Origin of the sequence: Pseudomonas sp. HMSC065H01 (assembly GCF_001815235.1) — a bacterium.
Taxonomy (GTDB): domain Bacteria; phylum Pseudomonadota; class Gammaproteobacteria; order Pseudomonadales; family Pseudomonadaceae; genus Pseudomonas; species Pseudomonas aeruginosa.
On record NZ_KV819935.1, the window covers coordinates 61735 to 76617 of the forward strand.

The 14883-nt window shown below is 68.2% G+C and carries 12 protein-coding genes; 9 read left to right on the plus strand and 3 right to left on the minus strand.

Going from position 1 to position 14883, the window contains the following annotated elements; all coding sequences use genetic code 11:
* Both HMPREF3014_RS29405 and HMPREF3014_RS29410 read left to right on the plus strand, forming a co-directional pair.
* A partial coding sequence (locus HMPREF3014_RS29405; protein ID WP_177344985.1) for an acyl-CoA dehydrogenase C-terminal domain-containing protein occupies positions 1 to 771 on the plus strand: 771 nt, incomplete at its 5' end.
* A gap of 197 nt (positions 772 to 968) precedes the next feature.
* Positions 969 to 1835, plus strand: a complete 867-nt coding sequence (locus HMPREF3014_RS29410) for an MBL fold metallo-hydrolase (RefSeq protein WP_003093600.1) — start codon at positions 969 to 971, stop codon at positions 1833 to 1835.
* A gap of 39 nt (positions 1836 to 1874) precedes the next feature.
* On the opposite strand, the gene HMPREF3014_RS29415 is transcribed toward HMPREF3014_RS29410, so the two are convergent.
* Complete coding sequence (locus HMPREF3014_RS29415) at positions 1875 to 2915, minus strand: D-alanine--D-alanine ligase (RefSeq protein WP_003093601.1); 1041 nt, start codon at positions 2913 to 2915, stop codon at positions 1875 to 1877.
* 95 nt (positions 2916 to 3010) lie between these two features.
* The gene (gene nmoA, locus HMPREF3014_RS29420; protein WP_003104734.1) at positions 3011 to 4066 is read right to left on the minus strand and encodes a nitronate monooxygenase; all 1056 of its coding nucleotides are present in this window, start codon (positions 4064 to 4066) and stop codon (positions 3011 to 3013) included.
* 107 nt (positions 4067 to 4173) lie between these two features.
* Here nmoA and nmoR point away from each other — a divergent pair, with 107 nt between their 5' ends.
* The 6 genes from nmoR to opmD all read left to right on the plus strand — a co-directional run bounded on the left by nmoR (position 4174) and on the right by opmD (position 13053).
* Positions 4174 to 5028 carry a LysR family transcriptional regulator NmoR gene (gene nmoR / locus HMPREF3014_RS29425; protein ID WP_003104733.1) on the plus strand — a complete coding sequence of 285 codons (855 nt, stop codon included), beginning with the start codon at positions 4174 to 4176 and terminating at the stop codon, positions 5026 to 5028.
* A 79-nt stretch (positions 5029 to 5107) separates the two neighbouring features.
* Positions 5108 to 6274: a gluconolactonase PpgL gene (ppgL, locus tag HMPREF3014_RS29430; protein WP_003093604.1), complete on the plus strand. Its 1167-nt coding sequence runs from the start codon at positions 5108 to 5110 to the stop codon at positions 6272 to 6274.
* Between the two features lie 650 nt (positions 6275 to 6924).
* Entirely contained in the window at positions 6925 to 7371 is a 447-nt protein-coding gene (mexG, locus tag HMPREF3014_RS29435; RefSeq protein WP_003093607.1) for a multidrug efflux RND transporter inhibitory subunit MexG, read from the plus strand.
* Positions 7372 to 7378: 7 nt separating this feature from the next.
* Positions 7379 to 8491: a multidrug efflux RND transporter periplasmic adaptor MexH gene (gene mexH, locus HMPREF3014_RS29440; RefSeq protein ID WP_003104731.1), complete on the plus strand. Its 1113-nt coding sequence runs from the start codon at positions 7379 to 7381 to the stop codon at positions 8489 to 8491.
* 12 nt (positions 8492 to 8503) lie between these two features.
* Positions 8504 to 11593, plus strand: a complete 3090-nt coding sequence (mexI, locus tag HMPREF3014_RS29445; RefSeq protein ID WP_003114727.1) for a multidrug efflux RND transporter permease MexI — start codon at positions 8504 to 8506, stop codon at positions 11591 to 11593.
* Positions 11590 to 13053, plus strand: coding sequence for a multidrug efflux transporter outer membrane subunit OpmD (gene opmD / locus HMPREF3014_RS29450; RefSeq protein WP_023086941.1), 1464 nt, complete (start codon positions 11590 to 11592; stop codon positions 13051 to 13053). Before mexI ends, opmD begins: the two co-directional genes overlap by 4 nt.
* A 10-nt stretch (positions 13054 to 13063) precedes the next feature.
* Here the strand turns inward: opmD and phzM are convergent, their stop codons facing one another.
* The gene (phzM, locus tag HMPREF3014_RS29455) at positions 13064 to 14068 is read right to left on the minus strand and encodes a phenazine-1-carboxylate N-methyltransferase PhzM (RefSeq protein WP_003093617.1); all 1005 of its coding nucleotides are present in this window, start codon (positions 14066 to 14068) and stop codon (positions 13064 to 13066) included.
* Between the two features lie 696 nt (positions 14069 to 14764).
* On the opposite strand from phzM, the gene HMPREF3014_RS34175 reads away from it, so the two are divergent.
* On the plus strand, positions 14765 to 14883 hold a 119-nt coding region (locus tag HMPREF3014_RS34175), incomplete at its 3' end, for a PhzA/PhzB family protein (protein ID WP_185832824.1).

The window sequence follows — 14883 nt, forward strand, 5'->3', positions numbered from 1 at the left end:
GCCGACCCGATCATCGTGCACCCCGACGTGCGCCGCATGCTGCTCACCATGAAGGCGCTGACCGAGGGCGGCCGCGCCTTTTCCACCTATGTCGGGCAGCAGCTCGACCTGGCCAAGTACGCCGAGGACCAGGAAGAACGCAGCCAGGCCGAAGCCCTGGTGGCCCTGTTGACCCCGGTGGCCAAGGCCTTCTTCACCGATACCGGCCTGGAGAGCTGCGTGCTCGGCCAGCAGGTGTTCGGCGGCCACGGCTACATCCGCGAATGGGGCCAGGAGCAACTGGTGCGCGACGTACGCATCGCGCAGATCTACGAAGGCACCAACGGCATCCAGGCGCTCGACCTGATGGGCCGCAAGGTGGTCGCCAACGGCGGGCTGTTCCTCTCCATCTTCAGCCGCGAGGTGCGAGCCTTCGCCGCCGGCGCCAACGCCGAACTGGCGGAGTTCGTCACCCCGCTGCTGACCGCCCTGGACCTGCTGGACAACCTCACCCAGGGCATCGTCGCCCGCGCCGGCAACGACCCGCGCGAGATCGGCGCAGCCTCGGTGGAATACCTGCATCTGTTCGGCTATACCGCCTACGCCTACCTCTGGGCGCGCATGGCCGCCGCCGCGCTGCGCCAGCGCGAGGCCGACCCGGCGTTCCACGACGGCAAGCTGGCCACCGCGCGCTTCTACTTCGCCCGCATCCTGCCCCGCGTGCACTCCCTCGCCGCCGCCGTCGAAGCCGGCAGCGAAAGCCTGTACGGCCTGGAGGCGGAACAGTTCTGAAGCTTCCGTCGCGCGGCCCGTGGGCCGCGTGTTTTTTCCGGGACAGCATGCAACGCGCTGTCCGCCGACAGCCCGCGATAACGGCGGATAACCGCGAAGCGGTTATTCGCCCTACGACGCCCGGGAAGCCGGCCAGGCATTCTTGAAAAACGACGCAACCGCCGGTTATTCGCTAGACCAGGAACAAGGACATATCCATGCGAACCCTCACCACCCTCCTCGGCAACAGCCAGAAACTCGACGGCGGCGCCATGTTCGGCAATGCCCCGCGCGCGCTCTGGTCACGCTGGATGCAGCCCGATGCGGAGAACCGCATCGACCTCGGCTGCCGTGCCCTGCTGGTACGCGACGGCGAGCGCAACGTACTGGTGGAGACCGGCATCGGCGCGTTCTTCCCGCCCGCCCTGCGCCAGCGCTACGGCGTCCAGGAAGAGCGCCACGTACTGCTCGACAGCCTCGCCGCGGTCGGCCTGGACGACGCCGACATCGACGTGGTGCTGCTCACCCACCTGCACTTCGACCACGCCGGCGGCCTGCTCGCCGCCTGGGAAGAAGGCCAGCCGGCGCGCCTGCTGTTCCCCAACGCGCATTTCGTCAGCGGCCGCCGCCACTGGCAGCGCGCGCGCCAGCCGCACCCGCGCGACCGAGCCTCGTTCGTGCCGGAACTGCTCGACCTGCTGCAGGCCAGCGGACGCCTGGAGCTGCTCGACGACGGCGAGCGCTCGGCGCATCTGGGCGAGGGCTGGCGTTTCCATTTCAGCGAAGGCCATACCCCGGGCCAGATGCTCCCGGAGATCGCCATGCCCGACGGCCCGGTGGTATTCAGCGGCGACCTGATCCCCGGCGCACCCTGGGTACACCTACCGCTGACCATGGGCTACGACCGCTTCCCGGAAGGCCTGATCGAGGAAAAGGAACGCCTGCTGGACAGCCTCATCGCCCGCAACGGCCGACTGGTCTTCACCCATGATCCGTGCGTCGCCATGGGCCGGGTGCGACGCGACGAACAGGAGCGCTACAGCCTCTACGACACCCTCGAGCGGGTCGAGAACCTCGAGGCCTGAGCGAAAGGCGCGGCCCGCCCCGGCGGCGGGCCGCGGGAATCAGGAACGCGCCTTGCGCGCGCCCTTGCAGCGCTCGATGCCGAGCCGGCAGATCCGCTCGCAGAGTTCGGCGAAACCGATCCCGGCCGCCGCCGCGGCCTGCGGCAGCAGGCTGGTGGCGGTCATGCCCGGCAGGGTATTGACCTCCAGGCACCAGAGCCGGCCCTGTTCGTCGAGGCGGAAGTCGGTGCGGCTGTAGCCGCTCAGCTTCAGCGCCCGGTGTACCTTCAGCGCCAGACGCTGGGCCTCGGCGGCGATCGCCGGCGGCAGGTCGGCGGGAAACACCTCGCGCACCGCGCCGGCCTGGTACTTGTGCTCGTAGTCGAAGACCTCCTGGCCGCCGAGGAGAATCTCGCCCACCGGCAGCGCCTGGTCGTCGAGCACCCCGACGGTGACCTCGCGGCCGGCGACGAAGCGCTCCAGCATCACCTCGTCGCCATAGCGCCCGGCCAGCTCGATGGCCGGCTGCAATTCGGCCTGGGAATGCACGATGGACAGCCCCACGGTGGAGCCCTGGCTGTTCGGCTTGACCACCAGGGGGAAGCCCAGTTGCTCGCGCACCGCCTCTTCCGAGGCCGGCGCCATCAGCCAACTGGCGGTCTCCACCCCGGCGGCGAGGAACAGGCGCTTGGCCACGTCCTTGTCCATCGCCATGGCGCTGGCCAGGTGGCCGCTGCCGGTATAGGCGAAACCACCGGCATCCAGCAGCGCCTGCAGGGTGCCGTCCTCGCCGGTGCCGCCGTGCAGGGCGAGGAAGAACACGTCGACCCCAGCCAGTTCGCCGGCGCTCAGCAGGCTCTGCTTGCCGCTGCGGATGATCGCCAGCGAGTCGGAGTCCGGCGGGACCTCCTTGACCTTGCTCGCCAGCAGGCGGCGCTCTTCCTCCGCGCCGAGCAGGCCGCTGGCGGTATCCACCGCCAGCACCTGGTGGCCGGCGCTGCGCAACGCCTGGATCACCTGCGCGCCGCTGGCGATGGAGACGTCCCGTTCCTCACTGCTGCCGCCGAAGAGAACGGCGACCTTCAACTTGTCCTGTCCCATGTTCCACCTGTCGTTCCAGTGCTGGAGGCAGAAAAGCACAACACAGGGGTAACTGAACAGAGACAGTCATCGTCGCGCGCAGCGAACGGCCTCCCTCAGCCGCGCAGTTCCTCGACCAGCGTGCGCAGCAGTTCGGCGGCCGGCAGCTCCCGCGCCAGCGCCGCGCCCTGGCCGGCCCACTGGGCGGCGAAATCATGGTTGCCGCGAGCCAGAGCGGCGGTCTGCAACGCTTTGGTCGCGTCGTAGACGAACGGATAGTCCGGCAAGGGCGGCACTCCAGGCGCGGCGGCATCGAAGAACATCCGGTTGGGCAGGCCGCGGGCGCTGCGCCCGGACATGGTCACGGTCAGCGCGGTGCGCGCCGCGCGCGGCCCCTTCAGCGCCTCGCGGTAGGCGGCGTTGGCCGAGGACTCCGGACAGAGGACGAAGGCGGTGCCCATCTGCACGGCGCTCGCGCCCAGCTCCAGGGCGGCGCGGATGCCCCGTCCGTCCATGATCCCGCCGGCAGCCACCACCGGTAGCGAACCGCGCGCCGCCAGCAGGCGGACCAGCGCCAGGGTGCCGATGGCGGCGTCGCCGCGCTCCGGCTCGAACACCCCGCGATGGCCACCGGCCTCGATGCCCTGGGCGACCACCGCATCGGCGCCGGCGGCCTCCACCAGGGCTGCTTCCTCCGGCGTGGTGGCACAGACCAGTACGCGGATGCCCGCCGCCTGCAACGCGCGAACCTGGTCGCGGGGCGGCGCGCCGAAATGGAAGCTGACCGCCGCCGGCCGCTCTTCCAGCAGCATCGGCAGCAGGGTCGGGTCTTCGAGGAAACTCAGGTAGATGTTGTTCAGGCGCGCCGGCGGCTCGGCGCCGAACTCGGCGAACAGCGGCTTCAGGTAGTCCAGCCAGGCGCGCTCGCGGGCCGGGTCGGCCTGCCCCGGGCGGTGGCAGAACAGGTTGACGTTGAACGGCTTGTCGGTCAGCCCGCGCACCTCGCGGATCAGCGCCCGGCCCTTCTCGGCGGCGCTACCGGTGATGGCGATCGAACCGAGCCCGCCGGCGTTGGATACGGCGGCGGCCAGCGCCGGCGTGGAGACGCCGAGCATGGGTGCCTGGATGATCGGCTGCTGGATGCCGAGCAGGCGCGTGAAGCGGTCAGTCATGGCGATTCCCTCTCCCGGTCGGACGACACCGCGTCGGCCGACGCTTGACCAATATATCTTCATAAAAGAATATTTTTAACAATTCATTCTCATAAAGAGATATATCGATGGACCTTTCCTCCCTCGAAATCTTCCGCGCGGTCGCCCACGAGGCCAGCGTCACCCGCGCCGCTCAGCAGTTGCAGCGAGCGCAGTCGAACGTCACCACGCGGATCCGCCAGCTCGAGGAGGACCTGGGCGTCGAACTGTTCCTGCGCGACGGCAAGCGCATGAGCCTGACCGAACGCGGCAGCGAATTCCTCGCCTACGCCGAGCAGTTGCTGGCTCTCGCCGACGAGGCGCGTCAGTCGATGCATCCCGCCGAGCCCGGCGGGCGCCTGCGCCTGGGCAGCATGGAAAGCACCGCGGCCAGCCGCCTGCCGGCGCTGCTGGCGAGCTATCACAAGGCCTGTCCGCGGGTCGCCCTGGAAGTCTCCACCGGCACCAGTCGCGCGTTGTTCGATGGGGTGCGGGCGCGGCGCCTGGACTGCGCGCTGGTGGCCGCCGGCCCGGGCTGGGCCGGCGAACTCGATGGCAGCGGCCTGCGCGGCGAGCCGCTGTTCCGCGAGGAACTGCTGATGATCCTGCCGGCCGAACACCCGCCGGTCCACGACGTCGCCGAGGTGCGCCTGCGCACCCTGGCCGGCTTCGCCCGTGGCTGCACCTACCGGCAACTGGCCGAGGACAGCCTGGGCACGCCGCTGACGGTGCAGGAAGTCGGCTCCTACCATGCGATCCTCGCCTGCGTCGCCGCCGGCGCCTGTGTCGGCGTGCTGCCGCGCTCGGTGCTGCAACTGCTCGGCACGCCGCCGCTGCGCAGCCTGCCCCTTGCCGAAGTAGACACCTGGCTGGTCTGGCGCGAAGGCTACGCGACCGCCGCCTTCGAACGCTGGCGCGGCGTGCTGGGCCAGGCCGGCGACTGAGCGGCCAGGGGCGAACCCAACGGCCTGGCTCCGGTCCAACCCCGAGCCATCAGAACAATAGCGAGCCAAGGAGTTGCCCATGAGAAGACTGCCCACCCTCTGCCTGCTGGCCCTCGCGCCGCTCACCGGCGTGGCGCCCCAGGCCCAGGCCGCCAGCCTCTACAACCTGCTGGTGGGGACCTATACCGAAGGCTCCAGCGAAGGCATCCAGGTATACCGCTTCGACGGCGCCGACGGCTCGGTGAAAGGCCCGCTGCGCGTGGCCCATACCAGCAACCCCTCGTACCTGACCTTCGCCCCGGACCAACGCACTCTGTTCGTGGTCAACGAGAACGGACGGGGCGGCAAGGGCGATACCGTCGGTCGCGCCACGTCCTACCGTTTCGATCCGATCAGCGGCCGCCTGCAACAGATCAGCCAGGTCCAGACCCTCGGCGATCATCCGACCTACAGCAGCCTCAGCCACGACGGTCGCTACCTGTTCGTCGCCAACTACTCGGTACAGCCGGAAGGCTCGGTGGCGGTACTGCCGGTGCGCGCGGACGGCTCGCTGGCGCCGGTGGTGCAGGTGGAGTCGCACCAGGCCAGCAAGGTGCATCCGCGCCAGGTTTCCGGTCATGTGCACTCGGTGGTGTCCTCGCCCGACGGCCAGTACCTGTTCGCCCCCGACCTCGGCGCCGACAAGGTATTCGTCTACCGCTACGCCCCGGAACAGGCCGAACGTCCGCTGCAGGCGGCCGATCCGGCATTCGTCCCGACCCCGCCCGGCAGCGGCCCGCGCCATCTGATCTTCAGCGCCGACGGGCGTTTCGCCTACCTGACCCTGGAACTGAGCGGCCAGGTGATGGTGTTCGCCCATGAGGGCAATGGCCGCCTGCGTCAGTTGCAGACCCACGACCTGGCGCCTGCCGGCTTCCAGGGCAAAGTCGGCGCCGGCGCCCTGCACCTGTCCGCCGACGGCCGCTTCCTCGGCGTGCTCAATCGCGGCGACGACAACCAACTGGTGACCTTCGCCGTCGACCCGGCCAGCGGCCAGTTGCGTTTCGTCGAACGGCGCTCGGTGGAAGGCACCGAGCCGCGCGAATTCGCCTTCTCGCCCGGCGGGCGCTTCGTCCTCGTGGCCAACCAGAACAGCGACCAGTTGCGGGTGTTCGCCCGCGATCCGCAGAGCGGCCAGGTGGGCAAGACGCTGCAAAGCGTCGAGGTGGGGTCGCCGAGCGATCTGCGCTTCGTGGCGGTGCCGTGACCTTGCACTCGGCCATCCGCCGATACGCCGCTGGGCCGGCGGATCGGCGCTAAGCGGTCATCCGCACCACGGAGCCAGACCCGAAGCCCGCCCTGGCTCCAAGGCCCACAGGCATGGAGCTTCCGCCCACATACGGCAAGTCCTGTAGGGCGAATAACGCGAGGGGCGTTATCCGCCGCTGTCCCGGAGAACCGGCGGATAACCGCAAGCGGTTATTCGCCCTACGGAACCAGGATCCGCCACGTAGAGGTTTGCCATGCTTGCCCTCCAGACGATGGGGTAGCTAACTCGCCCCGGCAGGAGGTCGAATCGTCGCGCAGCGGGTCGAGCGACAGTGATGCCGCGAAGGCGTCTCGCTCCAGGGGGAACCGTCGCGACGGGTTGCCCGCAAGCTACACCCAGGCCCTCCCCCAATAGTCCCCGCGACCAATCGTCAGCCCCTCATCCCACCGTCCCGCGACACCAACGAATCCACCTGCAACCCACGCCCAGCAAGGCCTATAGCGCTAATCACAGACGCCCTTGACCTCAACTTAACTTGAGGTTTTATAGTCCCCGCTGCGGTCATACCGCCCCGTTTCCCCAGGACCACGAACCGCCCCCACGGCCGCTTCGCGGCGCCGGATGGCGACCAGCACAAGGAACGACCCATGCAGCGCTTCATCGATAACTCGCTCGAAAGCAACTGGCTCTGGCTGACCGCCCGGATCTGCCTGGCCCTGATGTTCGTCGCCTCGGGACTGGCGAAGCTGTTCGACTATCAGGCCAGCCTGGAGGAAATGCGCGCCGCCGGCCTGGAGCCGGCCTGGCTGTTCAACATCGCCACCGCCGTGACCCTGCTGGCCGGCTCCGCGCTGGTCCTGCTGGACCGCAAGCTATGGCTCGGCGCCGGGGCGCTGGCGGTGTTCCTGCTGCTGACCATCCTCATCGTCCACACCTTCTGGAGCAAGACCGGCGTCGAAGCCAAGCTGGCGATGTTCTTCGCCCTCGAACACATCGCGGTGATCGGCGGCCTGATCGCCACGGCCATCGCCAGCGCGCAACGCCAGCGGCTGCGCCAGGACGTCTCCGTGGCCGCCACCTACCAGAAGGCCTGAGGCGATCATGCAGAAACCCGTCCTGATCGCCAGTGCCGCGCTCATCTGCGCGGCGGTTATCGGCATCGCCGTCTACGCCACCGGCTCGGCGAAGAAAGACGCCGGCGGTTTCGCCGGCTACCCGCCGGTAAAGGTCGCCCTCGCCTCGGTGGAGCGGCGGGTGGTGCCGCGCGTCTTCGATGGCGTCGGCGAGCTGGAGGCCGGTCGCCAGGTCCAGGTGGCCGCCGAAGCGGCAGGACGGATCACCCGCATCGCCTTCGAATCGGGCCAGCAGGTGCAGCAAGGGCAGTTGCTGGTGCAACTCAACGACGCGGTGGAACAGGCCGAGCTGATCCGTCTCAAGGCGCAGTTGCGCAATGCCGAGATCCTCCATGCCCGTGCGCGCAAGCTGGTAGAGCGCAACGTCGCCTCGCAGGAACAGCTGGACAACGCCGTCGCCGCCCGCGACATGGCGCTCGGCGCGGTGCGCCAGACCCAGGCGCTGATCGACCAGAAGGCGATCCGCGCGCCCTTCTCCGGCCAGCTCGGCATCCGCCGCGTGCACCTCGGCCAGTACCTCGGCGTCGCCGAGCCGGTGGCCAGCCTGGTGGATGCGCGGACCCTGAAAAGCAATTTCTCCCTGGACGAAAGCACCAGTCCCGAGCTGAAGCTCGGCCAGCCCCTCGAGGTCCTGGTCGACGCCTATCCGGGGCGCAGCTTCCCGGCGCGCATCAGCGCCATCGACCCGCTGATCGGCAAGTCGCGCACGGTGCAGGTCCAGGCCTTGCTGGACAACCCCGAAGGCCTGCTCGCCGCCGGCATGTTCGCCAGCATCCGGGTCTCGCGCAAAGCCGACGCGCCGTCGCTGAGCGTGCCGGAAACCGCAGTCACCTACACCGCCTACGGCGACACCGTGTTCGTCGCCCACCAGGACGGCGACCGGCCGCTCAGCGCCAAGCGCGTCTCGGTGCGGATCGGCGAGCGCTGGGACGGTCGCGTGGAAATCCTCCAGGGCCTCGCCGAGGGCGACCGGGTAGTGACTTCCGGACAGATCAACCTGAGCGACGGGATGGCCGTGGAACCGGTCAAGGAAGACACCCTGAGCAGCGCCGCGCCCCCCGTGCCGGTCGCAGGCCGCTGAAGGAACCCCGCGATGACCTTTACCGACCTGTTCGTCCGCCGGCCGGTGCTGGCGCTGGTGGTCAGCACGCTGATCCTGCTGCTCGGCCTGTTCTCCCTGGGCAAGCTGCCGATCCGCCAGTACCCGCTGCTGGAAAGCTCGACCATCACCGTCACCACCGAGTACCCCGGCGCCTCCGCCGATCTCATGCAAGGCTTCGTCACCCAGCCGATCGCCCAGGCGGTGTCGTCGGTGGAGGGCATCGACTACCTTTCCTCGACCTCGGTGCAGGGGCGTAGCGTGGTGACCATCCGCATGCTGCTCAACCGCGATTCGACCCAGGCGATGACCGAGACCATGGCCAAGGTCAACTCGGTGCGCTACAAGCTGCCCGAGCGTGCCTACGACTCGGTGATCGAACGCTCTTCCGGCGAGACCACCGCGGTAGCCTACGTCGGCTTTTCCAGCAAGACCCTGCCGATCCCGGCGTTGACCGACTACCTGTCGCGGGTGGTCGAGCCGATGTTCTCTTCCATCGACGGCGTGGCCAAGGTCCAGACCTTTGGCGGCCAGCGCCTGGCCATGCGCCTCTGGCTCGACGCCGACCGCCTCGCCGGGCGCGGCCTGACCGCCTCCGACGTGGCCGAGGCGATCCGCCGCAACAACTACCAGGCGGCGCCGGGGATGGTGAAGGGGCAGTACGTGCTGTCCAACGTGCGGGTCAACACCGACCTGACCAACGTCGACGACTTCCGCGAGATGGTCATCCGCAACGATGGCAACGGCCTGGTGCGCCTGCGCGACGTCGGTACCGTCGAACTGGGCGCCGCGGCCACCGAGACCAGCGCACTGATGGACGGCGACCCGGCGGTGCACCTGGGGTTGTTCCCGACGCCCACCGGCAACCCGCTGGTGATCGTCGACGGCATCCGCAAGCTGCTGCCGGAGATCCAGAAGACCCTGCCGCCGGATGTCCGCGTCGACCTCGCCTACGAGACTTCGCGCTTCATCCAGGCCTCCATCGACGAGGTGGTGCGGACCCTGGTGGAAGCGCTGCTGATCGTGGTGCTGGTGATCTACCTCTGCCTCGGCTCGCTGCGCAGCGTGCTGATCCCGGTGGCGACCATTCCCCTGTCGATGCTCGGCGCCGCCGCGCTGATGCTGGCCTTCGGCTTCAGCGTCAACCTGCTGACCCTGCTGGCGATGGTGCTGGCCATCGGGCTGGTGGTGGACGACGCCATCGTGGTGGTGGAGAACGTCCACCGCCACATCGAGGAAGGCAAGTCGCCGGTGGCGGCGGCGCTGATCGGCGCCCGCGAAGTGGCCGGCCCGGTGATCGCCATGACCATCACCCTGGCCGCCGTGTACACCCCCATCGGCCTGATGGGCGGCCTCACCGGCGCGCTGTTCCGCGAGTTCGCCCTGACCCTGGCGGGCGCGGTGATCGTGTCCGGGGTGGTGGCGCTGACCCTGTCGCCGGTGATGAGTTCGCTGCTGCTCCAGGCGCACCAGAACGAGGGGCGCATGGGCCGCGCCGCCGAGTGGTTCTTCGGCGGCCTGACGCGGCGCTACGGGCAGGTCCTGGAGTTCTCCCTGGGCCACCGCTGGCTGACCGGCGGCCTGGCATTGCTGGTGTGCATCAGCCTGCCGCTGCTGTATTCGATGCCCAAGCGCGAACTGGCGCCGACCGAGGACCAGGCCGCGGTGCTCACCGCGATCAAGGCGCCGCAGCACGCCAACCTCGACTATGTCGAACTGTTCGCGCGCAAGCTCGACCAGGTCTACACCAGCATCCCGGAAACCGTCAGCACCTGGATCATCAACGGCACCGACGGACCGGCGGCGAGCTTCGGCGGGATCAACCTGGCGGCCTGGGAAAAACGCGAGCGCGACGCCTCGGCGATCCAGTCCGAGCTGCAAGGCAAGGTCGGCGACGTCGAGGGCAGCAGCATCTTCGCCTTCCAGTTGGCCGCCCTGCCCGGCTCCACCGGCGGCCTGCCGGTGCAGATGGTGCTGCGCAGCCCGCAGGACTATCCGGTGCTCTACCGGACCATGGAAGAGATCAAGCAGAAGGCCCGGCAGAGCGGGCTGTTCGTGGTGGTCGACAGCGACCTCGACTACAACAACCCGGTGGTCCAGGTCCGCATCGACCGCGCCAAGGCCAACAGCCTGGGCATCCGCATGCAGGACATCGGCGAGTCGCTGGCGGTGCTGGTGGGCGAGAACTACGTCAACCGCTTCGGCATGGAGGGCCGCTCCTACGACGTGATCCCACAGAGCCTGCGCGACCAGCGTTTCACTCCGCAAGCGCTGGCACGACAGTTCGTGCGCACCCAGGACGGCAACCTGGTGCCGCTGTCGACGGTGGTCCGGGTGGCGCTTCAGGTCGAACCGAACAAGCTGATCCAGTTCGACCAGCAGAACGCCGCGACCCTCCAGGCGATCCCCGCGCCCGGCGTCTCCATGGGCCAGGCGGTGGCCTTCCTCGACGACGTGGCGCGCGGCCTGCCGGCCGGCTTCAGCCACGACTGGCAATCCGACTCGCGGCAATACACCCAGGAAGGCAACACCCTGGTGTTCGCCTTCCTCGCCGCCCTGGTGGTGATCTACCTGGTGCTCGCCGCGCAGTACGAGAGCCTGGCCGACCCGCTGATCATCCTGATCACCGTGCCGCTGTCGATCTGCGGCGCGCTGCTGCCGCTGGCGCTGGGCTACGCGACGATGAACATCTATACGCAGATCGGCCTGGTCACCCTGATCGGCCTGATCAGCAAGCACGGCATCCTCATGGTCGAGTTCGCCAACGAACTGCAACTCCACGAGCGCCTCGACCGCCGCGCGGCGATCCTGCGCGCCGCGCAGATCCGCCTGCGGCCGGTGCTGATGACCACCGCGGCAATGGTCTTCGGCCTGGTGCCGCTGCTCTTCGCCAGCGGCGCCGGCGCCGCCAGCCGCTTCGGCCTGGGCGTGGTGATCGTCTCCGGGATGCTGGTCGGCACCCTCTTCACCCTGTTCGTGCTGCCCACCGTCTATACCCTGCTGGCGCGCAACCACGCGGAAGTCGACAAGAGCCCGCGCAGCCGGCAACTGGCCGAGGCCGATCTGCTGGTGAACAAGGCATGAAGCGCTCCTACCCGAACCTTTCGCGCCTGGCGCTGGCCCTGGCGGTCGGCACCGGCCTGGCCGCCTGCAGCGTCGGCCCCGACTACCAGCGTCCGCAGTCGCCGCCGCCACGCGTCGCCAGCGAGCACCTCGGCGAGTTCTCCGGCGAGCGGCGGGAAGCGCCCTGGTGGAGTTTCTTCGACGATCCGCAACTGGTGCGCCTGGTCGACCAGGCGCTGGCGCGCAACCACGACATCCGCGAGGCCCGCGCCAACCTGCGCAGCGCCCGCGCGCTGTTCGACGACCGCTGGCTCGACCAGTTGCCGCAGGTCACCAGCCAGGCCGGCTACAGCCGCAGCATCGAACAACAGCTGGACTACGACGGCGAGCCGCGCCGGCGCCTGGCGGAGAGCTACCGCGCCGGCTTCGACGCGCAGTGGGAAATCGACCTGTTCGGCCGCCTCGGCCGACTTTCCGAAGCCGCCCTGGCCCGCGCCGAAGCGGCCGACGCCGACCTCCGGCTGGTACGCCTGAGCATCGCCGCCGACACCGCCCGCGCCTACTTCGAGATCCAGGGCTACCAGCGCCGGCTGGACGTGGCGCGCGCCCAGGTGCGCAGTTGGCGCGACACCCTGGAGCTGACCCGCAGCAGCCTGCAACTGGGCAGCGGCCTGCCGGAGGACGTGGAGAACGCCCAGGCCAACCTGCTGCGCAGCGAAGCGGCGATTCCGCCACTGACGACCGCGCTGGAGAGCGCCCGCTATCGCCTCGACGTGCTGCGCGGCGAGGCACCCGGCAGCGGCGCGCCGATCCTCGACGGCGGCGCCGCCGCGCCATTGGCGAAGAACCTGCCGCTGGGCGACGTCGACCGCCTGATCCTCCAGCGCCCCGACGTAGTCAGCGCCGAGCGGCAACTGGCAGCGAGCACCGAAGACGTCGGCGCGGCCACCGCCGAACTCTATCCGCGCCTCGACCTGGGCGGCTTCATCGGTTTCTTCGCCCTGCGCAGCGGCGACCTCGGCAGCGCCTCGCGCGCCTTCGAACTGGCGCCCAGCGTCAGTTGGCCGGCGTTCCGCCTGGGCAACGTGCGGGCCCGCCTGCGCGCCGTCGAGGCGCAGTCCGACGCCGCGCTGGCGCGCTACCAGCGCTCCCTGCTGCTGGCCCAGGAGGACGTCGGCAACGCGCTCAACCAACTGGCCGAACACCAGCGTCGGCTGGTCGCCCTGTTCCAGTCCGCGACCCATGGCGCGAACGCCCTGGAGATCGCCAACGAACGCTACCGCGCCGGCGCCGGCAGCTACCTGGCGGTGCTGGAGAACCAGCGCGCGCTGTACCAGATCCGCGAGGAACTGGCGCAGGCGGAGACCGCCTCGTTCGTCAACGTCATCGCGCTCTACAAGGCGCTCGGCTGGGGCAGCGGCGACCTGGCGCCGGGCGCCGGCCAACTGGCCGCCGGCGAAACCGCCGGGGCCAACCGTTGAAAGTTCCGATTCAGGCCCTGGCAGCGACGATCATGCGGGTTTCCATCGGCAGGTCGACGATCCGCTCCACCGCGAAGCCGCCGCGCCCGAGCAGGTCGACCACCTCCTCGGTGGTGCGGTGACGGCCAGCGCAGGCCATGAACAGGTGCACGTCCCAGAGCACCGACATCGGCGACGGCTCGCTGGCCGAGATGGTCCGCTCGATCACCACCACCCGGCCGTCGCCGGCCATCGCCTCGCGGCAATTGCCGAGCAACCTCAGGCTGGCGGCTTCGTCCAGATCGCCGATGATCCGCGACAGCAGGTAGATATCGCCGTTGGACGGCACCTCTTGCAGCATGTCGCCGCCCACCAGGCTGACGCGCTCCCCTGCCAACAGGCTGGAGAGGTTGTCGCGGGCCACACCGAGGGAACCCTCGCGGTCGAGCATCACGCCCCGGGCGCTGGGCTCGGCCTGCAGGATGGCCTTGGTCAATTCGCCGGAACCGCCACCGACGTCGACGAAGCTACGCCCGCGGAAATCCAGGAGCCTGGGGATCTCGTGGAAGGCCAGGTTGCTCGCCTTCATCGCCAGCAGGAAGCGCCGGCCGGCATCCGGGCAGCGCTTCAGGTAGCTGTAGAAGTCTTCGCCGAACGCCAGCTCGAAGCCTGGGGTACCGCTGAGCAGCGCCTCGCAGGCGGGCGTCCAGGCGGCGTGGAACTCCTCGCCGTAGAACAGCACCATGTCGCGGAAGGAGCCCTCGACATCCCTCAGCAGGTGGCTGGTGGGGGTATTGGCGTAGCCGTCGCGGGTATCGCCCTGGAAGATCTCGAAGGCCACCAGCAGGCGCATCAGTCGATGGATGCGCTCGGCATCGGAACCGACCGCGGCGGCCAGCGTCTCGTCGCTGTCGATCCCGCTCTCGATCAGATCGGCCAGCCCGAGGCGCGTAGCGACGTAGACGCAACGGGACTTCCATTCCCCGGTAACAACTTGTATCAAATTACGCGCAGCAGCAAGATTCGAATTATTCATCTTTTATTCTCTCTCGTTACACATTTCCGTAACCCGAGAAGTACCCAAGCGCTCTATTTCGCACTTCTTGCCCGCTCGGCGAGAAATACCGCAGAACACCCCGGTTCATTCGGAACTTTGAGAAAAAATGCGCTCATCCCCCGGATCAGCGCTCCCTGGATCTCGTTGCGGAAACAACCCTGGAACTTTCCAACTGCCTGTTCCAGAGCCTTTTCCTGCGTACCGAAAGAATAAAATTACAACTTGGCTACAACCTCCGGCATTGCAGGAAGCATCAGCTTAGCAATCCCGCATACCCTGTCTGGCACCTACCAGATCTTGTAGTTGAGCCGGTACGAGCGTTCTGTGTTTTATGCAATCCACATCAGCGACCAGGGATGCTGGCTATTTGAAACACTTCACGGAATGACGCTGAAAGTCTTCGCGACCTCGTCTGTCGCACCTTAACGAAAGCATTGCGAATCCATTACCGACAGGTTTCCAAAAGAAACCCGGGATGAAACTCCTATTGCCTTTCGAAAATTGGAAACGACAGGCGAACATATGTAACGCGAAATTTCACCCTACGTATAAACAATGCGCCCAGCGAATATCGCTCCCTTACCGAGCGACGAACTCCTGCGCGCCAGCGAATAACCGATGCCGCGAGGGAAAAGTTTCTCCGGCATACCTGGAGAGCCCTCTCGGAGGCGGCGCATGAACGGTCAGCGGTACAGGGAAACACCCCTCGACATCGAGCGTCTGCGGCGCCTGAATCGCGCCACGGTGGAGCGCTACATGGCAATGAAGGGGGCCGAACGGTTACAGCGGCACAG